The following is a 25,198-nucleotide window of genomic DNA, read 5'->3' on the forward strand; positions in this document are numbered from 1 at the left end:
ATCGATCCGGTTTGGAGCCTTTTTTTGGAATAGAGGTGTAATATGTTTGCAGATAGAGCAAGGATCATTATCCGCTCCGGTAAAGGCGGCGACGGACATGTAAGCTTCCGACGTGAGCTGTATGTACCTAATGGCGGGCCGGATGGCGGCGATGGTGGCCGTGGCGGTGATGTGATTTTTGAGATCGACGAGGGCCAGAATACTCTCGGAGACTACAGACACAGAAGAAAATATAAAGCTGAGGATGGCCAGGAAGGCGGTAAAAAACGCTGCCATGGTGCAGACGGTAAGGATGTGGTCCTGAAGGTTCCGGAAGGTACGGTGATCATGGATGCGGAATCCGGCAAGGTCATCGCGGATATGTCCGGTGAGAATCGCAGACAGGTCGTATTAAAAGGCGGTCGTGGTGGAAAAGGCAATCAGCACTATGCAACAGCTACCATGCAGGTACCGAAATATGCCCAGCCTGGACAGCCGGCTCAGGAACTTGAGGTTCTCCTTGAGCTTAAAGTGATCGCAGATGTTGGTCTGGTAGGATTTCCGAATGTTGGTAAATCTACTTTCCTTTCCCGTGTGACAAATGCACAGCCGAAGATCGCCAACTATCATTTTACAACATTGAGCCCTAATCTTGGCGTTGTAGATACAGATAACGGCGGCTTTGTTATCGCTGATATCCCGGGACTGATCGAGGGTGCATCAGAAGGTGTGGGACTTGGACATGAATTCCTCCGTCATATTGAGCGTACACGAGTTATCATCCACATTGTAGATGCCGCTTCCGTAGAAGGTCGTGATCCAGTGGAGGATATCCACAAGATCAATAAAGAACTGGAGGCCTACAATCCGGAAATTGCAGCAAGACCGCAGGTGATCGCAGCCAACAAGATTGACTGTATTTTTGATGATGGCGAAGAAAGCCCTATTGATCAACTGAAAGCAGAATTTGAGCCACAGGGTATTTCGGTTTATCCAATCTCAGCCGTTACCGGGCAGGGTGTCAGAGAACTCCTTTTCCATGTGAAAGAGCTTCTGGATAAGAGCCCGATGAAACCGGTAGTGTTTGAACAGGAATTCTTCCCGGAAGATGTTCTTGTAAATGAAAATCTTCCGTTTACTGTGGAGCGCAGCGAGGAAGATCCGGAAGTATTCCTTGTGGAAGGTCCTAAGATTGAAAAAATGCTTGGCTATACAAATCTGGATTCTGAGAAGGGATTTGCCTTCTTCCAGAAATTCCTGAAAGAGGGCGGTATCCTGGAGGAACTGGAAAAAGCCGGTATCCAGGAAGGCGATACGGTTCGTATGTATGGCTTTGATTTTGATTATTATAAATAAGAGGTATGACAATGACAAGTAAGCAGAGAGCATATTTAAAAGGCCTTGCCATGACAATGGATCCGATCCTTCAGCTTGGCAAGGGTGGTCTTACTCCTGAAAATACCGCTGCTGTTGAGGAAGCTCTTGCAGCAAGAGAGCTGATCAAGATCAGCGTTCTTCAGAACTGTCTGGAGGATCCACGTGAAATGGCACAGGTTCTTGCAGAGAGAACAAGATCTCAGGTAGTACAGGTGATCGGTAAAAAGATCGTTCTCTACAGAGAAGGTAAAAAGGACAAGAAAAAAATCATTCTTCCGTAATCTCGGGAGGTTATAAATGAGCAAAGCAACAAAAAAAATAGGAATCATGGGTGGTACTTTTGATCCCATTCATATGGGGCATTTGATCCTGGGAGAAAAAGCCTATGAACAGCTTGAGCTTGATAAAGTTTTGTTCATGCCCTGCGGAAATCCACCTCATAAACGGAACCGTAAGGGCAGAGCGACTGATGAACAGCGTGCGGAAATGGTCCGTCTTGCCATAGAGGATAATCCTCACTTTGAGCTGTCTCTGATCGAGATGCATGAGGAAGGCTATACGTATACTTACCGGACTCTGGAACAGCTGAATAAAGCGAATCCGGACACAGAGTATTATTTTATCATCGGTGCAGATTCGCTTTTTAATTTTGATACCTGGATGGAACCGGAACGCATTTGTCAGGAAGCAGTACTGGTAGTGGCAACCAGAGATCATACTCCATTGAAGGAACTTGATCAGCAGATGCAACTTCTGTCACAGAAGTATAACGGGAATTTTATTCGACTGGATACCATGAATATTGATGTTTCCAGTGAGCTGCTCCGTTCCTGGCATGAAAGCGGGCAGAGTCTCCGCTATTATGTTCCCAAGCCTGTGATTTCCTATATTGAGAAAAACGATATCTATAAAGGAAATGATTCAGATGGGAAAATATGATTTTATCAAGATAAAAAAGAAACTTTCCAAATATCTGGATGAGGCCAGATTTGAGCATACAATGGGGGTTATGTACACTTGTGCTGCGCTTGCCATGGTTTATGATTATGATCTGGAGGATGCACAGGCTGCAGGACTTCTTCATGACAGTGCAAAGTGTATTCCTAATAAAAAGAAACTGAAGCTGTGCAGCCAGCATGATATTCCGGTATCAGATTTTGAAAAGGATCATCCGTTTCTTCTTCATGCCAAACTGGGGGCTTATGTGGCCAGCAGTAAATATGATATTAAAGACGAAGAGATCCTGACAGCGATCACTTATCATACAACAGGAAGACCGGGAATGAGCCTTCTTGAGAAGATCGTATATATTTCAGACTATATTGAACCAATGCGTGACAAAGCTCCGAATCTTGCGAAGGTGCGAAAGATTGCTTTTGAAGATCTGGATGAGTGTATGTATGAGATTTTAAAGGATACACTGGAATATCTGGAGGAAAATCCCAAGGAAATCGACAGTACGACTAGGGATGCTTATGTTTATTATAAAGAACTCCATGACAGAAAAATGCAGGATGCAGCCAACAGACAGGAGGATTAAAATTCTATGAGTATCGAAAAAGAGATGGTCCGGATCGCCTGCAAGGCACTGGATGATAAAAAAGCAAAGGATATCAAGATTATTGATATCCATGAGGTTTCCGTGATCGCAGATTATTTTGTGATTGCAAGTGCTTCCAACCAGAATCAGGTACAGGCAATGGTTGACAATGCAGATGAAATGCTTGGCCGTGCCGGATATGAAGCAAAACAGATCGAGGGAACCAGAAACTCCAGCTGGGTCCTCATGGATTACGGTGATATGATCATCCATATCTTTGATGAGGAAAACAGACTTTTCTACGATCTTGAGAGGATTTGGAGAGACGGCAAGATTCTTGATGCGGAAGAATTTCTTGGTGAGAATGAGTAAAATTTGTTATATTAGTTTACTGTAAAAATATTATGTGAACTAAATAAGAAGAAATCAAAAAGCAGAAGTTTTCTGTTGAAAAAGAAAAGAGAGATATCTTTGTGGGGCTGTACAGCTACCTTAAAGATATCTCTCTTTTTAAATCACATTACATTGGGTGGGATCTGTTGTTTATATTTTCATGAAAAGAAACGAAATACACCAAATACTTTGCCGAGGATCTGCAGATTACCGGTGATGATGATCGGTTCCATATTGTCGTTCTCCGGCTGAAGTCGATAATAACCATTTTCTTTGTAGAAAGTCTTAACTGTTGCAGAATCATCGATCAGAGCAACTACCATGTCGCCGTTTTCTGCTGTTGCCTGCTGCTTTACAAGAACCTGATCTCCATCAAAAATACCTGCATTGATCATACTGTCGCCTTTGACAGTCAGCATGAAACTTTGTTCATTGGGCATATATTCAGCCGGGATCGGAAAGTAAGCATCGATATTTTCCACTGCCAGGATCGGCTGTCCGGCAGCAACAGTGCCTACAAGAGGAACATTGACAACCTCGCGGCGGACCAGATTGAAATTATCATCAATGATCTCGATCGCACGGGGCTTGGTGGCATCTCTGCGGATATATCCGTTTTTTTCCAGAGCTTCCAGATGGGAGTGAACGGAAGATGTGGATTTCAGGTTTACTGCTTCACAGATTTCACGGACGGAGGGCGGAAAACCTCTGTTAAGGATCTCATTTTTCATATAATCCAGTATTTCCTGCTGCTTTTTACTGATTCTGCCATATGTCATGTGTACTTACCTCCCTGGGTTGATTTTATCTGCTGTCGACCATAATATGACAGCATCACGAAATTATATTTTGAATAGTATAACATACTTTTGAAAAAATGGCAAACGGATATTCGGAAAGTATGTTCGCACGTTTTAAAGCTTGTATTCATTTAAATAAAATGTTACAATAAAACGAACTTTAAGAGATGAACGATGTAAAGGAGGCATTCATTTGCCGGATAATAAAGTACATTCCGGAAAAACTCCGGGATTCTTAGCAAAGCTTCGTAAAATTTTTGGTCTGAACATTGGAACTGTAATGTTCGGAGCAATTTTTATCTATATGATCTTTAGTGTGATTCTTTATCTTACAGCTTCTCATATGGAATCTTATCAGGTTCCCTCCGGTCCGTTATCCATGAATGAGACATACACAGGGCTGGCGATCATGACAGAGAACGTAGTGCAGGCAGATGCGGGCGGTTACGTTACATATTACGCAAGGGAAGGTACCAAGATCAATGCCAACGGTGCTGTCTACAGCCTGAACAGTTCAAGATCTGCAGACAATGTAACCTCTCTGAGCAGAGAGGAACTGGCGGATATACGCAGTAATATGCAAAGCTTTTCCAAAGGATTTGATCCCAGCAAATTCAACAGTGCCTATAGTTTTAAATATCAGCTCAATGGAAGCATCCTTCAGTATGCTTCAGACAGTTCGGGAGCTTCTTCTGCAAGCACGACGTCTGAAGATGGAGAGGAAGCCACAGTTACAACTATAGTTTCCAGTGATCCAAATATCCGCCGTGCGCAGACAGACGGGATCATCCTGTATTCTACAGATGGCTACGAAACCAAAACCGTTGATAATGTCACAGCTGCTGATTTTGATCAGAATTCCTATCAGGAAACGGATCTGAAAACAGATGGACAGATAAAGGCCGGAGATGATATTTATACGATCATTACAGATGAACTCTGGAGTCTTTTGATCCCTTTAAGTGAGAAGCAGGCTGCTAATCTGAAGGAGCGTACATCGATCCGCGTCAAGTTCCTGAAAGATGATCTGACGCAGACAGGAGACTTTTCAATCATGGAGATCGATGGGGCTAAATACGGTAAGATTGATTTTAATAAGGGACTGATCCGATATGCGTCAGACCGGTTTCTGGAAATAGAACTTGTCACGAACAATGTGACAGGTTTAAAGATCCCGTTATCTTCTATCGTAACGAAGGAGTTTTATGCAATACCTTCCAAATATCTTACGACGGATGATGAAACACAGCAATCCGGATTTATGCTTTCCGGCAGAAATAAAAAAGGCGACAGTACGACAACCTTTGTCAGTGCCGGTATTTATGGCCGTGATGAGATCACAGACAAAGAAACACAGGAAACAAGCTATATTTATTACGTAGACAAGAATAAATTTAAAGAAGGCGATGCTCTTGTTGAGCCGGATAGTGGAGAGAAGTTTATCATCGGAGATACAGAAGTTCTGGAGGGAGTTTTCTGTGTCAATCAGGGATATGCGGTATTCCGCCGGATCGAGATCCTGGATGAAAATGAGGAATATGCGGTTGTATCAAAGGAAACCTATAATGGGCTTGTCCGATATGACCGTATTGTGAAAAATGCAGATAAAGTAAGTGAACAGGATATACTTTACTAATTAAAGGAGGATTTATATCATGGTAGCGGAAAATTTGGCACAGGTGCAGAAAAATATTAATGAATCCTGCAATAAAATTAACAGAGATCCGAATGAAGTCACACTGATCGCAGTAAGCAAAACCAAACCGGTGGAGATGCTGAAGGAGGCTTATGATGCCGGAGCACGTGTCTTTGGAGAGAACAAAGTGCAGGAGATCGTGGATAAATATGATCAGATGCCTTCAGATGTCAAATGGCATATGATCGGACATCTTCAGCGTAATAAAGTAAAATATATTGTGGATAAAGTTGCAATGATCCATTCTGTAGATTCGCTTCGCCTGGCCGAGACGATTGAAAAAGAAGCAGCGAAAAAAGCGGTTATTGTTCCGATCCTTATAGAAGTAAATGTAGCGCAGGAAGAAAGTAAATTTGGTCTGAAACCGGAAGAAGTTTTACCGCTTATAGAACAGATCGCAGATTTTTCACACATTCGGATAAAGGGGCTCATGACAATTGCTCCCTATGTTGATAATGCAGAGGAAAATCGCGAAATTTTCCGTGAACTTAAGAAATTAAGTGTTGACATTGCTGCTAAAAACATTAATAATGTTACTATGAGTGTTCTGAGTATGGGAATGACCGGAGATTACATGGTTGCCGTGCAGGAGGGCGCTACGATGGTGCGTGTAGGCACTGGTATTTTTGGTGCAAGAAATTACGCATTATAAGACTAATAAGATTGGAGATTTAAAATGGGCGTTTTAGACAAGTTTTTAGATGCCATCAAACTGAACGACGATTATGACGATGACGAATTGTTAGATGATAGCCTTCTTGAGGATGAGGACGATTATGATGACGATTTCCTCGATGAAGATGATGATATGGAAGAGAAACCAAAGAAGAAATTTTTTGAGAAATTTTCCAAGAAAAAAAATGACGAGGAAGAGGATTTTCTGGAGGATGAGCCGGAAGATGAAACGGTTAAGGCACCTGTTGCTAAGTCATCTGCAAAGACAGCTGCAGCCAAGGCCCCGGCAAGGCAGGAACGTATTTCCAGACCGGCACCTTCTTCCAAGATTACCCCAATGCGTACAAGCAAGCGTTCTTCCCAGGCTGCAAATATGGAAGTTTGTGTGATCAAGCCTACAACCATGGAGGAAGCAAGAGAAATTGCGGATACACTGGTCGATAATTCTACCGTGATCCTGAATCTTGAAGGAATCGATGTGGAGCTTGCACAGAGGATCATCGATTTTACTTCCGGTGCATGTTATTCACTTGGAGGAAGCCTTCAGCAGGTATCCAGCTATATTTTTGTACTTGGACCATATAATGTAGATATTACAGGTGATCTTCAGAATATCCTTGGCGGTTCTGTGCCGTCTGTTAGAGTGGGTTATTAACCTCATGGATAAAGAAGAACTTTTTGTTAAGAGAATCCGTGAACTGGCAAATCTGGCCTATCAGAGAGATATTACCACATTTACGGATTTTCTTAATTTAAATGAACGGAATATTTTAAACAGTCAGAATTTTCATAAGCTGGGTGTTACAGCGGAAGGTTTTGGCGGATATGAGAATGCAGAGCGTCAGATGGTAGCCTTTCACCCTGATGCTCTTGCTTTTACATGGGATTATCCCATTGATTGTATCCGGCTTGAGCCAAAAGCAGTGAAATTTTCAGAAGATCTGACACATCGGGATTATTTGGGAGCGATCCTGAATCTTGGCGTTGACAGGAGTGTTGTTGGGGATATTCTTATAGAAGATCATACTGCGAGTTTTTTCTGTCTGCGTCAGATGACAGATTTTTTTCTGGAGAATCTGTGTCGTGTAAGACATACCACAGTTGTGGCGTCGAAGATAGAAGATCCGGGTGATCTTCCGAGGCCGGAACTGAAACCAGTTAGTGGAACCTGTGCGTCCGTACGCCTGGATTCTCTGATCGCATTGGCTTTTGGGACTTCCAGAAGCAGTATTGTGCATTGTATTGAAGAAGGGCTTGTTTTTGTAAATGGAAAACTGATCACATCCAATGGTTATGAGCCCAAAGAGGGAGACATCATATCCGTTCGGAAAAAGGGACGTTTTATTTATGATGGAGTATCCCGTCAGACAAAAAAAGGACGTCTTGGGGTACGGATTCTGCTTTATATCTGAACAGCTAGGAGGAAAACGCAATGACAGCATCAAAATTACTTGTAAAACGAGAAGGTGATTTTCATTATCCCATCTGTTTTGAAGAAGATTTTTCTAATCTGGCACAGGTTATGAAGGAAGAAGGACTTGTTGACAGAAAAATCTGCATTGTAACAGATTCTAATGTGGGACCACTGTATGAAGAATCTGTAAAACAGGTTTTAAGTGAGGTAAGTTCCGATATTTCTGTGTTCACCTTTGAGGCAGGAGAAAAAAACAAAAACCTTAATACCGTTTCGGCATTGTATCAGGCCCTGATCCAAAATGGTCTTGACCGAAAAAGTCTGCTTGTTGCATTAGGCGGTGGTGTGGTAGGAGACCTTACCGGATTTGGCGCGGCAACTTATCTCAGGGGGATTGACTTCATTCAGGTACCGACAACACTGCTTGCACAGGTAGACAGCAGCGTTGGCGGAAAAACCGGCGTAGATTTTCAGCAGTACAAAAACATGGTAGGAGCTTTTCACCAGCCACGTCTTGTATATATGAATCTAAGCACTCTTTCTTCGCTTCCGGCAGAACAGTTTGCCTGCGGAATGGGTGAGATTTTAAAAACAGGATTGATCTGTGATGGAGATTTTTTCCGCTATGTATGCTGTGAGCAGAAAGGGATCAAAAAGCTGGATATGGAACAGATTGCCAGAATGGTACGCAGATGCTGTGAGATCAAAGCAGGCGTTGTGGAGCGTGATCCTAAGGAACAGGGAGAGCGTGCGCTTCTTAACCTGGGACATACTGTGGGGCATGCAGTAGAAAAACTTAAGAATTTCACCCTGCTCCACGGACAGTGTGTGGGAGTCGGACTGGTGGCAGCGGCATATCTTTCCATGAAACGAGGACTTCTGACCAAAGAGGAATATCAGGAAATCTGCCAGGGATGTTCGGATTACGATCTTCCGGTGCATGTAGATGGTCTTATCCCGGAAGAAGTTCTTTCCGCAACAAAGAAAGACAAAAAAATGGAACAGGGACATATCAGGTTTATCCTGATGGATGGTATCGGAAAAAGCTTTATCGACAAAACAGTTACCGATGAAGAAATGCTTTCCTGTATTCAGGAGATAACTCTATGATCAGTCGTGTTAACCATCATCAGAAAATGTCTTTTAGTAAGTGTATGTCGGGGGACATTTTTTTGCTGATCTTACTCGTGGCTGCGGATCAGGGAGCAAAATGGCTGTCATATCTGTATCTGAAAGGACAACCATCGGTTTCGCTGATTCCTGGCGTACTTGAACTTCATTATCTCTATCCGGAAAACAGGGGAATTGCGTTTGGAATGTTTCAGGGAAGTGTACTCTTTTTTGCCATTGTGAGTGTACTGTTTCTGGGAGTGATCCTCTATGCATGGATCCGTATTCCGAAAGAGCGGTTTTATCTGCCGTTGCTCACCATTGCTACAGTACTTGCAGCTGGTGCACTGGGAAATTTTATCGATCGTTTTTTCAGAGGGTATGTGATCGATTTTATCTATTTCTCCCTGATCGATTTTCCGGTATTTAATCTTGCGGATGTTTATGTGGTTGTAAGTGGAATTTTTCTGATCCTGTTTGTATGCACGAAATACAGAGATGATGATTTTGCGTTTCTGAATATCAAACAGTGATCCGGGCAGAGATATAATGCATTTATCTGTTCTTGTAGGAGATATAAATGGAAATATATGATTATACAGTAGAAAAAGAAGAATCAGGTATACGAATCGACCGCTATCTTGCTGAGAAAGACAGCGGTCTTTCCAGGTCTTTCCTTCAGAAACTTCTGAAAGAAGGACAGATTACCGTGGGAGAGAAGGCTGCCAAATCTAATTATAAGGTCCGTGAAAATGACAGGATCCATCTGGAGATCCCGGATTCCAGTGAGCCGGATATCGTTCCGGAGGATATTCCGTTGGATATTCTTTACGAGGATGAAGATGTACTGATCGTTAATAAGCCCAAAGGGATGGTTGTACATCCTGCAGCCGGGCATTATCAGGGAACACTGGTCAATGCTGTTATGGCACATTGTGGTGACAGCCTTTCCGGTATTAACGGAGTGATGCGGCCTGGAATTGTCCACAGAATTGATAAGGATACCACCGGGGCACTGTTGGTATGCAAAAATGATATTGCTCACCGGGATCTGGCAGAACAGCTGAAATGTCACAGTATCCGCAGACGCTACCGGGCAGTTGTGCAGGGAAATCTGAAAGAGGATGAGGGAACCATAGAGGGACCTATTGGACGACATCCGACAGATCGTAAAAAAATGGCCATCAATCATAAAAATGGTAAAGATGCAATAACACATTACAAAGTGCTGGAACGTTTTGGCGAGGCCACGTATGTGGAATGTCGTCTTGAAACAGGTCGTACCCACCAGATCCGTGTGCACATGGCCAGTATCGGACATCCGCTTCTTGGGGACACGGTGTATGGTTCATCCAGAAATCCCTATCATCTGGAGGGACAGGCACTTCATGCAATGATCCTTGGATTTGTTCATCCACGTACCGGGGAATATATGGAATTTACAGCCCCACTTCCGGAATATTTTGTTAAATTGCTGACAAAATTGCGAAAATAGCTGGAAAACTTGTGGAATATAGTGTATAATAACTATATTAAAGAGGAAGCGGAGTTAATATTTGCAAATTCGCTGAATCTGAGCAGAAAGGATGTGGCTGTTATGAGTAACAATACAACAAGTTCTATTATTACTATCGGTCGTAAATATGGCAGCGCCGGAAGACAGATCGGCCAGGAAGTTGCTAAATATTTTGGAATCAAATGCTATGATAAAGAGCTGCTGGAGCACGCAGCCAATGACAGTGGGATCTGCAAGGAGCTGTTTGAGCATCATGATGAGAAGCCAACAAACAGTTTTCTTTATTCTCTTGTAATGGATACTTATTCATTTGGGTATTCCTCAGCCGGATTTACAGACATGCCTATGAACCATAAGATTTTTCTTGCACAGTTTGAGGCAATCAAGAAGCTGGCTTCAGAAGGTCCCTGTGTAATGGTCGGCAGATGTGCGGATTATGCACTTGCAGATAATCCGGATTGTTTCAGTGTATTTGTTCATGCAAACCTTGACTGGCGTATCAACCGTATTGCTCAGAAATACAATAAAAATGCCAAAGAGGCCAAGGACATGATCAACAAAACAGACAAAAGCCGTTCCAGCTACTATAATTATTATACCAACAAGAAATGGGGATCTGCGGACAGCTATAATCTTTGTCTGGATAGCAGCAAGCTTGGCATTGATGGAACTGCGAAGGCAATTATCGAAGCCATTCACATTTATGACAGCCTGAAAAAATAAACATCAGATTTTTAGGCACCCTGCCATTTTATGGCGGGGTGTTTTCTGTATCAGCGCGATACCCTGAAGTCGGAATTTATCTTTGCAGGTTATTATTGGAAAATAATGTTTATGTTTTTTTTAGACACAAACCAGAGATGCTATGTTATAATCACTTGGTGGAGGAAATTACTATGAAAATTCGTTGGAACCATCGCTATGTGCAGTTAGGTGTGACTGCATTTCTGGTTATTGCTGCCAGTATTTTATTTTATTACGGGATTTTCCATATGAAATCTCTGATCACCGGAATTAAAACATTTTTCGGTATTATGGCGCCGATCATTTACGGAGCTGCCATAGCATATCTGCTAACCCCCATTGTTAATTTTTTGGAGCGGAAGATCATTTTTCCGATTTTTGAAAAAAGGAATAAAACACTTCAGAAAAAGGGGAGGAAAGTAGTACGCTGGATCTGTGTGATCCTTTCTGTATTTCTTATGTTTCTGGTCATTTATGCCCTTGTCATGATGATCCTTCCTCAATTGATTCGAAGCATCATGAATATTATCTACAGTTTTCCTCATTATGTAAGTGTAGTGGAAAACTGGTTAAATTCCGTCGTGGAAAAGGGATGGAAATTGAATCCGGATATGATCAGCCAGATCAATCAGTATTCCAGCAGATTACAGGAGTATCTGACAAATACGATCCTTCCCCAGATGCAGTTTATGATGAAAAATATATCCGCAAGCTTTCTGGATCTTCTTGTTTTTCTGAAGAATTTCCTTATTGGAGCGATCGTATCTCTTTATATACTGGCGGATAAAGAGGGATTTGTTGCCAAGGCAAAAATGGCTGTTTATGCAGTTCTTCCAACCAAATGGGCAACCTTTCTTGTTCATTCCATGCGTTTTACGCATAAAACCTTTGGTGGATTTATCAGCGGAAAGATCCTGGATTCCGCAATTATCGGTGTATTATGTTATGTTGGAACATCGATCATCGGAACCCCATATGCGATTCTGGTCAGTGTGATCGTTGGAGTTACAAATGTTATTCCGTTTTTCGGGCCATATTTGGGAGCAGTTCCGTGTTTTCTTCTTATTTTGCTGGTAGATCCCATTCAGAGCTTGTATTTCCTGATCTTTATTCTGATCCTTCAGCAGTTTGACGGAAATATCCTTGGACCAAAGATCCTGGGTGAGTCGACCGGACTGTCCAGCTTTATGGTTATTGTTGCAATCATGGTCGGTGGTGGTTTATTTGGAGTTCCGGGAATGATCGTTGGAGTTCCGGTATTTGCTGTGCTGAATGCTGCCGTATGGAAGCTGATCGGACGTAGTCTTGATGAAAAAGATATGTCTGCAGATGCTGAGTTTTATAGAGATATTGATTGTGTAGACCCCGTTTCCGGAAAGGTCCTGCCAATGCCGGTGAAAAAATCCGTATCAAAAGCACAGGAAGTTACAGTAAAAGCGGAAAAAAACAGAATCTGGTCCGGGGCTTGGGATGAAATTAAACGAATGTTTACATTTTTAGTTAAATTTATTCAGGCGAAATATATAGGCTTTCGATTGAAGCAGAAAAACAGACGGAGACGGAGGAAGAACAGGTTATGAAATTTGTAATTCAGCGTGTAAATCATGCAGAAGTCAAAGTAGACGGAGAAATTGTCGGAAAAATCGGAAAAGGGTTTCTTGTTCTGATCGGCGTTGGCCGTGAGGACACCAAAGAGGATGCAGACTGGTATCTGAAAAAGCTTCTGGGACTTCGTATTTTTGAGGATGAAAATGGAAAGACCAATTTGTCTCTGTCAGATGTAAACGGGGAATTGCTTTTGGTTTCACAGTTTACCTTATATGCAAACTGCCGTAAGGGAAACCGTCCAAGCTTTATAGAAGCCGGTGCACCGGATGAAGCAAATAAATTATATGAATATATTATTTCGGAAGCCGGTAAACAGGTTCCGGTTGTGGAACACGGAATTTTTGGTGCAGATATGAAAGTATCTTTGGAAAATGACGGGCCGTTTACCGTTATTTTTGATGAAAACCTCAGAGGGTAACGACAAATAATAATAAAAAGTGCTTCCATAAGGAGGCACTTTATTTACTTGAAAATTTATCAAAAACAGGCAATTTTGCAGGAAGTAGCTGTTTATGCTACCCATCTATTTGAAAAACTCGGGTTTGTCGTATAGATATAGATGAGTGTAAAACCACTTCTTTTAACAGGTGTTTCAGGTATTTCCTGCAAATTTATATATTAAGGAGTTTTTATGGATAACAAAATTACTTACCACGAACAAAATGACATTGACAATACTTTAAAACTCCGTGAGGTTTTAAAAACGCTTCCGCCATTTTGCAGGGATTATTTCCGGGCTATTGATGCAACGACTACAACCAAGACCAGAATTTCCTATGCATATGACATTCGTATATTTTTCCAGTTTTTACTGGAGCAAAATCCAATGTTCAAAGACAAAACCATGTCGGATTTCACAGTTGATGTTCTGGATCAGGTCAAGGCTGTTGATCTTGAGGAATATGAAGAATTTCTCAAAGTTTATAAATCCGCGGACTCTTCCAAAACGGAAACAAATGGTGAACGTGGCGTCAAACGTAAAATTTCTGCTTTAAGAAGTTTTTATGCTTACTATTATAAACATGAAATGATCACCACCAACCCGTCTGTTCTGATCGATGTGCCCAAGATCCATGATAAGAATATTATTCGTCTGGATACAGATGAGGTTGCCATGCTGCTGGATTATATTGAGCATTGCGGAGATACGCTGACCGGGCAGAAACGGATGTACCATGAAAAAACGAAGGACAGAGATCTTGCTATTGTTACTCTCCTTCTTGGTACCGGGATCCGAGTATCGGAATGTGTCGGACTGGATGTTGAGGATGTAGACTTCAAAAACAATGGAATCAAAGTTACCCGAAAAGGCGGAAATGAAATGGTTGTATACTTTGGTCCTGAAGTAGAAAAAGCATTGAAGAAATATCTGGAAGTCAGGGAGAATATTACGCCTCTGGCAGGCCATGAGCACGCTCTCTTCTATTCTACCCAACGCCGCCGGATCGGTGTTCAGGCTATCGAGAATCTGGTTAAAAAATATGCCAGGGAGATCACAACTACAAAAAAGATCACCCCGCATAAGCTTCGCAGCACCTATGGTACTGCCCTGTACCAGGAAACCGGTGATATTTACCTTGTAGCGGATGTTTTGGGTCATAAGGATGTCAATACTACTAAGAAGCATTATGCGGCTCTGGATGATGCCAGACGGCGTCAGGCGGCCAAGGCAGTACGTCTTCGCGAGGACTGATGAATAATGGGACTGAGGAGCAACTGATTCGTTTGGCATACAGTGCATATAAATATAGAGGTAGTTGGTTCACATAATATAAATTATGTAAATCAACTGCCTCTACATATTTAATCAGATCAAGAAAATCTCAAATTCCCTGTAGGGTTCAAAAAAACTTTAAGCAGTGGTTGTGGACATCTGTATTATATCTATGACCCAAAATCAAAATCCGTACTTAACTTATTTGTCAAAATCTGTCTCGAATACACCCTCCGGAGTACGCATGGTAAGAACACCCAGATTAAATTCACTGTCCATAATTGAGATATGATATTCAAAGATCACATCATCATCAAATTTGGAAAGCAGCACATAGCTTCCATTCTCTTTCCCATCGATCTGATCACAGATGTCGTCGTAAACGTCCTCTCCGGAAATCTTTCGCGGGTATCCGCTTGCTTTGATCTTCTCTTCGATCGCTTTATATAATTCTTCCATACTTTATCCCATATCCTTTCTGATATTAATTTGCTGATAAACCAGATATGTTTTTATCATACCAGATTTATCAGCAAAAATCAGCAAATATTTGGTTGTTTCTGATAAAGTTTCAGATAGGAGTACAGTTATATAATATAAAACTGTGTAGCCGAAGAATTTATTTTTTCTCGTAAAGGAATTCTTCCGGCAGAGTTACTTTGAAATCTTTTGCAAGAGCACGGAAGTCATTCGGTGTGATGGTCTGCAGTTTCTGAGGAGCCATGGATAAGATCTTAACCAGGATCTCTGCGGATTTTTCAACGGTATGAAGAAGTCCGAAGGTCAGATCAAAATCCTCGCCTGAGCAGAACATACCATGATGCGCCCAGATAACCACATCATATTTTTTCATCAGTTCAGCGGTTTTGACAGCGATATCTCTTCCGCCTGGAACCATCCATCCGATAACTCCCACACCATTCGGAAATACTACCGGACACTCTGTTGCAGATTCCCAGAGTTCACGGGTGAATACTTTGTCATCCAGAGGAAGAACAAAGGTAAGTGCAATGGTATTGGTAGTATGTGCATGATAAATAACACGATGTCTTCCGTTGGTAAGTTTTTTCTTTACTTCATGGTTCATCAGATGAGTTGGAAGCTCACTGGTCGGACGACCGCCTTCCACAAGACCCCAGCGGATACGGTAGTTGGTTCCTGTTTCGTCAAGCTCGATGATCGCAAGACATACTTCCGGGTCAACGATGATATTACGGAAGTATTTTCCACTTCCTGTTACCAGGAAAAACTCTCCGGCCAGTCCCGGAACCTCAACACCGATAGGGGTCCATTCTCCGGGGGCGTTCAGTCGTGGACGGATCATCTCTACTTCTTCTGCTTTCAGACGATAGCTTAAGTTTCCGCCGTTTCTCTCGTGCCATCCCTGCTGATATCCATCGTCTGCCATTTTGATAAAGCCCTGTACGAATTTAGATTCAAGAATTTTCATAATATATTCCCTCCGTGTTTAAATGTGGTTTGTTGTTGTGTTTGCGATTGCTTTAATATGCCTTCTTGTTGTTTGTGACTTCATTATATGCCCGATTGTGTGGATTTGTAAAGGGCTTTTTTGAAAAAATATAAATAAATCCACATATAAAATACGAAAAATCTTGTAAACATTCAATAAACCACATGAAAATAAACACAAAACAACAAAAAACACAATTGGTCAATAGTAATGACATGTACATTGAATGTGGTTTGTTGTTGCTTTGTGATGTGGGATTTATAGTATGGTAGATAAACTTGGAACGCCGAAGAATTGTAAGAAAAGAAAAAACAGGAACATTTCCGTATTCTGTACCTTTGATACTCACCCGAAAATATTCCTGCTGGTTTAAAGAAGATTTTTATTTAATTTTTGCTGAAGCATACTGAGATAAGAAGTCTGTACAGTGTCCGACATGTGATATCCCAATATGGCAAGCAGATCTTCCATTTTGGATAAAATTTCTTTCCGCTCACTTTCCTGCTCTGCGATCACCTCAAGCTCCAGAAAGTCTCCAAGCCCCTCTACATGATCCAGACAGGCGGTAAATCTGCCACATTTCATATACTTTCGCATTTTCATGACCGACGCTACCGGAGAAAAATCCAGATGGATGAGAATATTTTTAAGCACTTCTGCATCGGATACTTCTGTTTCCAGTTCCATTCGGGACATGGAGATTTTATCCAGTTTGGGCCCCTTAAAATTAATCTGAGTCTTAGAAATACCGGATCTGCAGTCTGTGCTTGTTCGGATACGCAGTGCTTCATCACGTTTTTTTACATCATGATAGACACTGTTAAAATAGGTATCTTCTTCCTGGATCTGTGCTGTCTCCTGAAATCCCTGCTCTGTCAGAAATTTCAGGGTTTCCTTAAGATTCTTTAATGGAAGCTTGATCTCAATTTCAAACTGGGCCATGTGATTACTTTAGAATTTCTGCTTTTTTGTTCAGAAGTGCTTCGCAGGCTGCACATGCTGGGCAGTCACAGTATTTTGCACCGGAAGCTTTGATCTCCTCAGCATGAGCCAGGATCTTTTTTGCGTCATCTGCGCCAAATACCTGTGCGCCCATGTCAGAACCTGCAAAAGAGATCAGTCCGTCGATGGGCATGATATCTGCTTCCAGCTCTTTTACGTAAGCAGTTGCCGCATCTGCTTCTTTCTCAGTTCCTGCCGCATCCAGATAATTCTGTGCCGCTTCTTTTACTTCTTTGCATGCAGATGATGCCTGAAGAAGATCCTGTGTTAATTCTTTAATTGTTTTTGCCATGATAATTTCTCCCTTCTGATCATAGCACTCCCAGAAATTACTGCATCAAGTTCAGCTGTGCAGAACATGAATGGTTGGAAGTGCTATAATAACAGATAAAATCTGCCTGTTATGTATTGATAACAATATCATACCACAACCCTGGATTATTTGCAGAAAATATTGAGACGTTTTTTATAAAGGCATGCAGGAACATCCGATTCCCAGTCCGTCCGGGCCAATATGGCAGGAAAGTCCAAGGGAAAGATCATCACACATCACATCCATTCCCGGAAAGCTTTCCCGGATCTGTGAGATCCAGTCTGCGGTAACTTCCGCAGTGCTGCTGGAGGCAGCCATAAGATATACTTTTCCGGCATCATATTCTTTTTTGAAAGTTGTTTCCAATTCTCTGTGCATAGCATCGATCATGGCTTTTCTTGATTTTTTCATGCCTCTGCATTTCTGGAAAACATCCAGTTTACCGGTTCCAAATTTCATAACCGGTTTGATATTGAGAAGATTTGCGGCCAGTGCTGTGGTGGTATTGATACGGCCTCCCTTTTTCAGATATTCCAGTGTGCTTAATCCGACATAGATCACGGTTTTTTCGCGGGATGCTTCCAGAATATCCTTGATCTGCGGTGCTGTATATCCATCTTCCACCAGGTCTATCGCATCCAGAATGGAACGGTGAAGGGGTGTGGAAACACGCCCGTTATCTACCACAAACACTTTGTTTTCGTATTTTGGTTCCTGAGACAAGGCGGCAGCAGTCATGCAGGAACCGCTTAAACTACTGCTCAACGGAATGTAGAGGATCTGATCATAAGATAAAAGCATTTCGTCCCACATTTCCATAACTTCCTGTGGGGAAGGCTGTGAAGTTGAAACATCTGCTCCTTCACGCAGCTTCTCATAAAATCCTGTTCTGGAAAAATCCAGGTCTTCATGAAACAGTTCTCCATTCAGATAAAAAGGCATGGGAAGGACATGAATATCCAGTCCCTCTGCTTCTTGTTTTAAAATGCCACTGTGGCTGTCAGCCATGATTCCAATTTTTTTCATTTTCCATTTATCTCCTGCGTAATTTATGAATGTGTTTCGCAACGCGGTTCTTTTTTGTAAAGAGCTACACTTTCCCGGAAGCGTTTTTTGTTCAGCTCCCGCATCTGGGAAACCTCGTTTTTCTTTACGAAACCATGACTTTCCATAAAGGTTCTTTGATCCAGCTGGTCCATATATATGGAATAATCCGTATCCTTCTCTGTTGAAATCTGTTTGAGAAGCCCGGTACCGATTCCGTTTCTGCGGTAATCTTTGCTTACATAAAGAAAGAGGATATTTCCGGGAGTCGGTTTCTCCGGGGAAACAGTCAATTGTTTTTTCATATCCTGAAGTTTGTTAAAATGCTCCAGATTCTTCCGGCCTTCCTTAGTAAACTTCAGGCGCAGGAAATGATAGCCTTTTTTCAAACGGAAAACCGGGGCAAAATGGCCATGAAGTTCTTTACCGGTAATGAGCACCCCAACTACCTGATCACGGTAGGTTGCCACGGTAACGCTATCTCTGTATATCATATAGGTGTAAAAGAAAAGTCTGGTCAGACGTTTTTCGGTATGTGTTTCCTCAAACTCCCAGCGGTCTTTATAATTTCTTCGGATAAATTCCCGGATCATTGAAAAATCTTCCTTTTCTGCTTTCCGGTAGGCAGGTGCTTTTTTTAATAACATAGTCCATATCTCCTGTATTTTTTCATAAATAACTATCCTATACTTTAAAAGATGATCTGCAACTTAACATCAACTGTTTCTCAACAATTGTTGAAGTTTATGAAAAAGTTTATATAAATAAAAAACAACGGAAGAACCTCATGAAAAATAAGGTGTCCGCTGTTTTTGGGTTTTATGGATATGTGTAAAATATTTGTTTTACAGTATAACAGTAAAACGACAGCCGCTTCCGGGAATATTTTCCACGGAAACAGTTCCCTTACACAGGTTCAGGATCTGTTTTACAAGGGCAAGTCCAAGACCGTTTCCCTCCTGTTTATGGGAACTGTCGCCCTGGTAAAATTTGTCAAAGATATGTTTCATGGAGTATTCACTGATCTGGGGGCCTTCGTTTTCTATGGAAAAACGGATCTTTTCTCCTTCCGGCATCATCCGGATATAGATCGTACCACCACAGGGACTGAATTTGATAGCATTGGAAAGCAGATTGTCCCATACATGACAGATGAGATTTTCGTTTCCAAGATACTCCACATCCATCATGTCCACATCAAATTCAATTTCTTTTTCTGACCATTTCGGTTCCATCATAACAATGGATTGTCGGATCTGCTCATCCAGACGGTACCAGTTCTGACGGGTCTGGATCGACTGGTGTTCGATTTTGGACAGTAGCAGGATATTTCCTGCCAGGTGGGAAAGCCTTCTGGTGTTAAAGAGGATTTTGCTGATGTACTGCTCCTGCTCTTCTGATATAGGTATGTCACCATCCTGCAGCAGAGTTGCATAACCCTCAATGGCACTGATGGGAGTTTTGAATTCGTGGGAAACATTGGAAACAAAGTCTGTCTGCAGAATCTCCGTTGCTTCCAGTTCCTGGACCATCAGGTTGAAATTAGAATAAATATCCCGGATTTCCTTCATTTGCTTTTCCGTTTCCAGTCGGACGGAAAAATCACCTTCAGCAACCTGTTGCATGGCTTTTTTCAGCTTTAGTACAGGACCGAAATACCGGATACTGAGGAAGTTGTTAAGGACACCCCCTGCGGTCACGCTGGCCAGGATGATCCATACGATGTTCGGAACGTCTGAAATATGCAGCACATCCATAACAAGCCAGGATATCAGAGATACACAGGCGAGCTCCGACATGATCATAAAGATAAAACGTAAACGAATGCTTAAATTTATGAAGGGTTTCTTTTTCATGCCTTTATCACCTTATATCCAACTCCACGGATCGTCATGATCTTAAAATCCGGATTATCGCGAAAGCGTTCCCGAAGCCTTCCAATGTGGACATCTACTGTGTGGGCATCGCTTGCGGAATCATATCCCCAGATATCATCCATAAGCTGTTGCCGGGTAAAGATTTTTCCCGGAAAAGAAACCATCTTATATAAGAGCATGAATTCTTTCTGAGGAAGTACCATACTTTCCGAGGAGGTGGAGACCGTCAGGGAATCGCACTCCAAAATGGTATCTCCGATTCGCTGTTTCCGCTCATTGATCATCTGTGCTCTGCGGAGAAGTGCACCTACCCGCAAAACCAGTTCATTGATATTGACCGGTTTCACCATATAATCATCGGTACCGGACAGAAATCCCATACGCATATCATCAAAAGCATCTTTGGCAGTGACCATAAGTACAGGAATGGAATCTCCGGCATCTCTGAGTGAGCGGACCAGTTCATAGCCATCCATGTTGGGCATCATTATGTCCGAAATAATCAGATCGTAATAATCTTTTTCCAGGGCATCCAGCGCTTCCTGCCCGTCAGAGACCCCTTTTACTGTATAACCGTTTTTTAAGAGGACATGCCGGAAAAGCTGGCGGAGTTCCAGGTCATCTTCCGCAATGAGAATTTTAAACATTTTTACATCCCTATTCCTTGATCTTTTCAATGTCCATGTTTTCAAGCAGGATACAGCTTAAAACAATGGATATGATAAATACAACAGCAACTACATTTTGCGCAAAAACGGACTGTATGATCGACGGGAAAATATCCCAGACCCCGCTCTCACTTGCTGTGGTGAATCCGATTCCGACAGCAAGTGAAAGAGATAGGCGGCAGCAGTCCGATGTGAAACAAACTACTATTATAAGAAAAATTACGGAATAATCATAACATAGATTCGTTGTGGAAACCAGACGGATTTTGATGAATAAATGTAATAATAGATGAATTAGGTCATATTATGAATATTTATACACGAAAAAAAGAAATACCCTCTTGCATTTTCGGAACTTTTACTGTAGAATTATTAACCAGGTAAACACAAATGTATGCCATACCCGAACACTGATTACAAAGATGTAACCAATCTTAACTGTATCAGTGTTTTTTAATATACAATGGGGAAACGAGGAAAAAGATTATGGAAAAAAAGCATGAAATGATGAGTCTGGAGGACTCCGAACAGCTGAAAGGCAGAATGAAATTCTTTGAAAAGGAACTGGTAGAGAATCATCACATCGATCCCAACCTTTATGTGGAATACGATGTAAAAAGAGGACTTCGTGATTCCGCAGGTAAAGGTGTTCTCACAGGTCTTACTGAGATTTCCGATGTTACCGGCTATAAGCTGGTCAATGGCAGACGTATTCCTGCAGACGGTGCATTGTATTACCGGGGAATCGATGTGCAGGATATCGTAAACGGACTGAAGGACAGACGTTTTGGTTTTGAGGAGACGATCTATCTTCTGATTTTCGGTAAGCTTCCCAGCAAGGAAGAGCTTTCCAGATTTCTTGAGCTTCTTTCTGACATGGAGGATCTGGGAGGACGTTTTGTCCGTGACGTTGTCATGAAGGGAACCAATGCCAATATTATGAATGCTATGGAGCGCTGCGTACTTGCTCTCTATACATATGATGATAACCCGGAAGATATTTCTGTGGAGAATGTACTCCGCCAGTCTCTGGAACTGATCGCTAAGCTTCCTGAAATCGCGGTTTACTCCTATCACGCATACCGTCATTTCCGTAAAGACGAGACACTTTTTATCCGCAATCCGCAGAAGGGGCTTTCACTTGCCGAGAATATCCTTCTGATGCTTCGTCCGGACGGCAATTATACAGAGCTTGAGGCTAAGGTCCTTGATATCGCACTTGTACTTCATGCAGAGCACGGCGGTGGTAATAACTCTACTTTTACCACACATGTAGTAACATCTTCCGGAACAGACAGCTACTCTTCTACCTCTGCATCCATCGGTTCACTGAAGGGACCGCGTCATGGTGGCGCCAACCTGAAGGTCCAGAACATGTTTACAGATCTGAAGGCCAATGTAAAGGACTGGGAAAGTGATGAGGAGATCACAGCATATCTGCAGAAAATACTGAATAAAGAAGCATTTGATCATGCAGGTCTGATCTATGGTATGGGACATGCAGTTTATACACTCTCCGATCCGCGAGAAGTGATCCTGAAACGTTTTGCACAGGCTCTTGCAGAGGAAAAAGGAATGATAGATGAATTTAAGCTCTATGATAAGGTTGAGGGTATTGCCGGAAAACTGGTCATGGAACACAGAAAGCTGTTCAAAAATGTTTGCGCAAATGTTGACTTCTACAGTGGCTTCGTTTACTCAATGCTTGGTATTCCGGAAGAACTTTTTACTCCGATCTTTGCCATCGCACGTATGCCTGGCTGGAGTGCACATCGTCTGGAAGAGCTGATCAGTGCCAATAAGATCATCCGTCCTGCTTATAAGTATGTGGGGCATCATGCAGATTTTGTACCTTTTGATGAGAGATAATAAACAGAATGATAAAAGCAGTGGGGATTTCTGACCTATTTAAGTTGGAAATCTCTGCTGTTTTTTTGTTCTCCTAAATTACAGAAAAACAGGATCATAACTATACATAATATATATTATGTAAAATAAATATCTGTTTTCACAAAAAAACAAGGCTCACCGCATAAGATATGATCGGATTGCCTTGTTTTTTATGGAATCTTACTTTATTATTCTTTTCCTATCGGAAGCTCTTCAGCCAGTTTACAAGAGAATCATGCCAGATGTTGTCGTATACGGTCTTTTTCATTTGGTCATCTACGGGTCCGTTTCCTGCCATTTTTGCAAGGATAGCAGCCTGAAGTTCGCCTACTGTCATTTCTTCTGGTGTTTTGTGCGGATTTGGCGCAGTGACCGTTTCCGTTTCCTGTGGATTGGAGGATTCTGCTTCAGGAGTTGACGGAACATCCGCTGGGTTTGCTGTATTGTCAGAAGCTTTATCTGTATTTTCAGCGTTTGAAACTTCTTTTTCCGGGGCAGCTTCTGTTACAGTGTTGTTTTCAGCCGCCTGCTCCTCTTCTGCCCCAGATGCAGCGTTTTCATTCTCTTTTGCTGCGGCAGTTTCCGGAACATTAGTCTGAACCGGCTTATATTCCGGCATATCTCCTGCAGGAAGCCAGATCTCACCGCTGTTTGCTGCAACACGGACACGGATCCGTCCGCCCTGTGCGGAAACCTTCTGACCTGTGAGGGCACCTACGTATTCCGGAGCACTTCCTGTTGGAAGGTTCATCTCTGAATCACTGTCATCATTATTCACAGTAACGATCACTCGTATGCCTTCCAGATCTCTTGCAAAGGCAAACTGACGGTTTGTAAGAGCCAGTTCTGCGTAGGAACCGTAGCTTAATGCAGGAGTTCCCTGGCGGACCTTTCCGAGGGCTGCGATCAGTGCAGTACATGGGTTCTTTGTTGCAGCATCCGCATAATCGTTAAGATCAAGTGCCGGACGTAAGCTGGCATCGGAAAATTTTTCTTTTTTTCCGTCAATACCGAATTCTGAGCCGTAATAAATGCTTGGAACGCCAGGTAAAGTATAAAGAAGTACATGTACAGGAGCAAAATGTGCTTTGTTCTGCAATTTGGTATGAATTCGCTCTACGTCATGGTTGTCCACGAAATTGTAGAGGTCCAGATCTCCCATATTCTGAAGATATTTTACTGTATGAGCAATTTCAAAATAGTTGTGGTCATTATGTCCGCTGTAAAGTGCCTTGTGAAGGGCATAGTTGGTTACACTGTGAAGAGTCTGTCCGTTTACCCAGCGGCTGTAATCTCCGTGAATGACCTCTCCCATAAGCCAGAAGTCTTTCTTAACCTCATCTGCGGTATGACGTAGAATACGCATGAAATCAAAATCCAGAACATCAGCGGCATCCAGGCGGATTCCATCAATATCAAATTCGGAAACCCAGAAACGGATCACATCACAGATATAGTTCTGTACTTCCGGATTGCGCTGGTTCAGCTTTACAAGAAGATTGTATCCACCCCAGTTTTCATAGGAAAAACCGTCATTATATTCGGTATTTCCGCCGAAATTTACATTGCAGTACCAGTTAACGTAAGGGGAATGCTCACGGTTTTTCTGGATATCCTTAAAAGCGAAGAAATCACGGCCTGTATGGTTAAATACACCATCAAAGATCACGCGGATGCCTTTTTCATGGCAGGCTTTTACAAAATTGGTGAGATCTTTATTAGTTCCAAGACGGGAATCCAGTTTTTTGTAATCGGTTGTCTCATAGCCATGTCCGACACTTTCAAAAAGCGGCCCTATATATAAGGCAGTACATCCGATCTCTTTGATGTGGTCAATCCACGGCAGCAGTGTGTTCAGTCGATGTACAGGAGTTCCGTAATCATTTTCTTTTGGAGCGCCTGTAAGTCCAAGTGGATAAATATGGTAGAAGATTGCTTCGTTGTACCAGCTCATAATATTACACCTCTGTTCTAAAAATTTGCAATTTCCTGATAATTAGAGAAATTACACAAATATCTTCTCTATAATACCAGATTCCTATAATATAATCCAGAATAAATCAGCCAGTTTTTCAGCGAAAAATCCGGCATATTGCTAATTGCCGGATCTTACCTGATGGACATATGTTTATTCGTCAAATTCTGCAGTAACTATAAAGCCGCGTGGCGTATGCTCAATGCTTTTGATGATCCCCTCTTTGGATCTGATGCGGTCTGCGTTTCTGTAGCAGCCAGACATGGCTACTGCAGGCTCAATGATATAGCTGTAGTTTGTGGCAGAGAGAAATTCGGAGATCTTTACTTTATCTCCCACCTGTATCAGCCCCTGTCTTTCCATTTTAAATTTTTCTTCTCGCATAAACATGC

General features: G+C 42.2%; 28 protein-coding genes. 17 read left to right on the forward strand and 11 right to left on the reverse strand.

Translation table 11 applies throughout. The annotated features are described in order from the left end of the window. Positions 1 to 42 precede the first annotated feature (42 nt). Genes obgE through rsfS form a run of 5 tightly spaced genes read left to right on the forward strand, consistent with a single transcriptional unit; the run spans position 43 to position 3,268 of the window. Complete coding sequence (gene obgE / locus DW694_RS05990) at positions 43 to 1,335, forward strand: GTPase ObgE (RefSeq protein WP_021652070.1); 1,293 nt, start codon at positions 43 to 45, stop codon at positions 1,333 to 1,335. 11 nt (positions 1,336 to 1,346) lie between these two features. Further along, the gene (gene yhbY / locus DW694_RS05995) at positions 1,347 to 1,637 is read left to right on the forward strand and encodes a ribosome assembly RNA-binding protein YhbY (RefSeq protein ID WP_021978046.1); all 291 of its coding nucleotides are present in this window, start codon (positions 1,347 to 1,349) and stop codon (positions 1,635 to 1,637) included. 16 nt (positions 1,638 to 1,653) lie between these two features. Next, positions 1,654 to 2,295 carry a nicotinate-nucleotide adenylyltransferase gene (nadD, locus tag DW694_RS06000; protein ID WP_021652068.1) on the forward strand — a complete coding sequence of 214 codons (642 nt, stop codon included), beginning with the start codon at positions 1,654 to 1,656 and terminating at the stop codon, positions 2,293 to 2,295. Continuing rightward, on the forward strand, positions 2,282 to 2,896 hold the full coding sequence (yqeK, locus tag DW694_RS06005) for a bis(5'-nucleosyl)-tetraphosphatase (symmetrical) YqeK (RefSeq protein ID WP_015525164.1): 615 nt from the start codon (positions 2,282 to 2,284) through the stop codon (positions 2,894 to 2,896). Before nadD ends, yqeK begins: the two co-directional genes overlap by 14 nt. A 6-nt stretch (positions 2,897 to 2,902) precedes the next feature. After that, positions 2,903 to 3,268, forward strand: a complete 366-nt coding sequence (gene rsfS / locus DW694_RS06010) for a ribosome silencing factor (RefSeq protein ID WP_015525163.1) — start codon at positions 2,903 to 2,905, stop codon at positions 3,266 to 3,268. A gap of 179 nt (positions 3,269 to 3,447) precedes the next feature. Here rsfS and lexA read toward each other — a convergent pair whose 3' ends face one another. Further along, a complete protein-coding gene (gene lexA, locus DW694_RS06015; RefSeq protein WP_015525162.1) occupies positions 3,448 to 4,068 on the reverse strand; it encodes a transcriptional repressor LexA in 621 nt (206 codons plus the stop codon). A gap of 214 nt (positions 4,069 to 4,282) precedes the next feature. Between lexA and DW694_RS06020 the strand changes: the two genes are divergently transcribed. From DW694_RS06020 to DW694_RS06070, 11 genes are all read left to right on the forward strand, one after another. Then, positions 4,283 to 5,725: an HlyD family efflux transporter periplasmic adaptor subunit gene (locus DW694_RS06020; protein ID WP_118752694.1), complete on the forward strand. Its 1,443-nt coding sequence runs from the start codon at positions 4,283 to 4,285 to the stop codon at positions 5,723 to 5,725. 19 nt (positions 5,726 to 5,744) lie between these two features. Beyond that, on the forward strand, positions 5,745 to 6,437 hold the full coding sequence (locus DW694_RS06025; RefSeq protein WP_015525161.1) for a YggS family pyridoxal phosphate-dependent enzyme: 693 nt from the start codon (positions 5,745 to 5,747) through the stop codon (positions 6,435 to 6,437). 24 nt (positions 6,438 to 6,461) lie between these two features. Beyond that, positions 6,462 to 7,115 carry a cell division protein SepF gene (locus DW694_RS06030; RefSeq protein ID WP_021652063.1) on the forward strand — a complete coding sequence of 218 codons (654 nt, stop codon included), beginning with the start codon at positions 6,462 to 6,464 and terminating at the stop codon, positions 7,113 to 7,115. Positions 7,116 to 7,119: 4 nt separating this feature from the next. Continuing rightward, the gene (locus DW694_RS06035; RefSeq protein WP_021652062.1) at positions 7,120 to 7,872 is read left to right on the forward strand and encodes a YlmH/Sll1252 family protein; all 753 of its coding nucleotides are present in this window, start codon (positions 7,120 to 7,122) and stop codon (positions 7,870 to 7,872) included. A 20-nt stretch (positions 7,873 to 7,892) separates the two neighbouring features. Then, positions 7,893 to 8,984: a 3-dehydroquinate synthase gene (gene aroB, locus DW694_RS06040; protein WP_092069990.1), complete on the forward strand. Its 1,092-nt coding sequence runs from the start codon at positions 7,893 to 7,895 to the stop codon at positions 8,982 to 8,984. A 62-nt stretch (positions 8,985 to 9,046) separates the two neighbouring features. Then, on the forward strand, positions 9,047 to 9,517 hold the full coding sequence (gene lspA, locus DW694_RS06045; RefSeq protein ID WP_242872557.1) for a signal peptidase II: 471 nt from the start codon (positions 9,047 to 9,049) through the stop codon (positions 9,515 to 9,517). A gap of 47 nt (positions 9,518 to 9,564) precedes the next feature. Next, entirely contained in the window at positions 9,565 to 10,479 is a 915-nt protein-coding gene (locus tag DW694_RS06050) for an RluA family pseudouridine synthase (RefSeq protein ID WP_015525156.1), read from the forward strand. 102 nt (positions 10,480 to 10,581) lie between these two features. Further along, positions 10,582 to 11,223 (forward strand): cytidylate kinase-like family protein, encoded by a 642-nt coding sequence (locus DW694_RS06055; protein ID WP_022427272.1) that lies wholly within the window; start codon positions 10,582 to 10,584, stop codon positions 11,221 to 11,223. A 173-nt stretch (positions 11,224 to 11,396) separates the two neighbouring features. Beyond that, positions 11,397 to 12,824 (forward strand): AI-2E family transporter, encoded by a 1,428-nt coding sequence (locus tag DW694_RS06060; RefSeq protein WP_092069996.1) that lies wholly within the window; start codon positions 11,397 to 11,399, stop codon positions 12,822 to 12,824. After that, the gene (gene dtd / locus DW694_RS06065) at positions 12,821 to 13,270 is read left to right on the forward strand and encodes a D-aminoacyl-tRNA deacylase (protein ID WP_118752695.1); all 450 of its coding nucleotides are present in this window, start codon (positions 12,821 to 12,823) and stop codon (positions 13,268 to 13,270) included. Before DW694_RS06060 ends, dtd begins: the two co-directional genes overlap by 4 nt. A 213-nt stretch (positions 13,271 to 13,483) precedes the next feature. Beyond that, on the forward strand, positions 13,484 to 14,545 hold the full coding sequence (locus DW694_RS06070; protein ID WP_022427274.1) for a tyrosine-type recombinase/integrase: 1,062 nt from the start codon (positions 13,484 to 13,486) through the stop codon (positions 14,543 to 14,545). Positions 14,546 to 14,767: 222 nt separating this feature from the next. Here the strand turns inward: DW694_RS06070 and DW694_RS06075 are convergent, their stop codons facing one another. The 8 genes from DW694_RS06075 to DW694_RS06110 form a co-directional block, all read right to left on the reverse strand. Next, positions 14,768 to 15,025 (reverse strand): hypothetical protein, encoded by a 258-nt coding sequence (locus tag DW694_RS06075; protein ID WP_015525151.1) that lies wholly within the window; start codon positions 15,023 to 15,025, stop codon positions 14,768 to 14,770. A gap of 160 nt (positions 15,026 to 15,185) precedes the next feature. Next, a complete protein-coding gene (rhaD, locus tag DW694_RS06080) occupies positions 15,186 to 16,016 on the reverse strand; it encodes a rhamnulose-1-phosphate aldolase (protein WP_118752696.1) in 831 nt (276 codons plus the stop codon). Positions 16,017 to 16,406: 390 nt separating this feature from the next. Then, positions 16,407 to 16,979: a class IV adenylate cyclase gene (gene cyaB, locus DW694_RS06085; RefSeq protein ID WP_118752697.1), complete on the reverse strand. Its 573-nt coding sequence runs from the start codon at positions 16,977 to 16,979 to the stop codon at positions 16,407 to 16,409. 4 nt (positions 16,980 to 16,983) lie between these two features. Further along, entirely contained in the window at positions 16,984 to 17,331 is a 348-nt protein-coding gene (locus tag DW694_RS06090; RefSeq protein ID WP_118752698.1) for a molecular chaperone Hsp90, read from the reverse strand. A 174-nt stretch (positions 17,332 to 17,505) separates the two neighbouring features. Beyond that, a complete protein-coding gene (locus DW694_RS06095; RefSeq protein WP_118752699.1) occupies positions 17,506 to 18,378 on the reverse strand; it encodes a DegV family protein in 873 nt (290 codons plus the stop codon). Positions 18,379 to 18,401: 23 nt separating this feature from the next. Then, positions 18,402 to 19,043, reverse strand: a complete 642-nt coding sequence (locus DW694_RS06100) for a GNAT family N-acetyltransferase (protein WP_118752700.1) — start codon at positions 19,041 to 19,043, stop codon at positions 18,402 to 18,404. Positions 19,044 to 19,241: 198 nt separating this feature from the next. After that, positions 19,242 to 20,252, reverse strand: coding sequence for a HAMP domain-containing sensor histidine kinase (locus tag DW694_RS06105; RefSeq protein ID WP_118752701.1), 1,011 nt, complete (start codon positions 20,250 to 20,252; stop codon positions 19,242 to 19,244). Then, entirely contained in the window at positions 20,249 to 20,920 is a 672-nt protein-coding gene (locus DW694_RS06110) for a response regulator transcription factor (protein ID WP_118752702.1), read from the reverse strand. Before DW694_RS06110 ends, DW694_RS06105 begins: the two co-directional genes overlap by 4 nt. Positions 20,921 to 21,484: 564 nt before the next feature. Between DW694_RS06110 and DW694_RS06120 the strand changes: the two genes are divergently transcribed. Next, entirely contained in the window at positions 21,485 to 22,810 is a 1,326-nt protein-coding gene (locus DW694_RS06120; protein WP_353615803.1) for a citrate/2-methylcitrate synthase, read from the forward strand. Between the two features lie 220 nt (positions 22,811 to 23,030). Here the strand turns inward: DW694_RS06120 and DW694_RS06125 are convergent, their stop codons facing one another. Further along, on the reverse strand, positions 23,031 to 24,785 hold the full coding sequence (locus DW694_RS06125) for an alpha-amylase family glycosyl hydrolase (RefSeq protein WP_118752704.1): 1,755 nt from the start codon (positions 24,783 to 24,785) through the stop codon (positions 23,031 to 23,033). Positions 24,786 to 24,959: 174 nt separating this feature from the next. Further along, the gene (locus DW694_RS06130) at positions 24,960 to 25,190 is read right to left on the reverse strand and encodes a hypothetical protein (protein ID WP_015525138.1); all 231 of its coding nucleotides are present in this window, start codon (positions 25,188 to 25,190) and stop codon (positions 24,960 to 24,962) included. Positions 25,191 to 25,198 lie beyond the last annotated feature (8 nt).

It is taken from the genome of Ruminococcus sp. AM26-12LB (assembly GCF_003480785.1).
In the GTDB taxonomy this organism is placed as follows: Bacteria; Bacillota; Clostridia; order Lachnospirales; family Lachnospiraceae; genus Blautia_A; species Blautia_A fusiformis.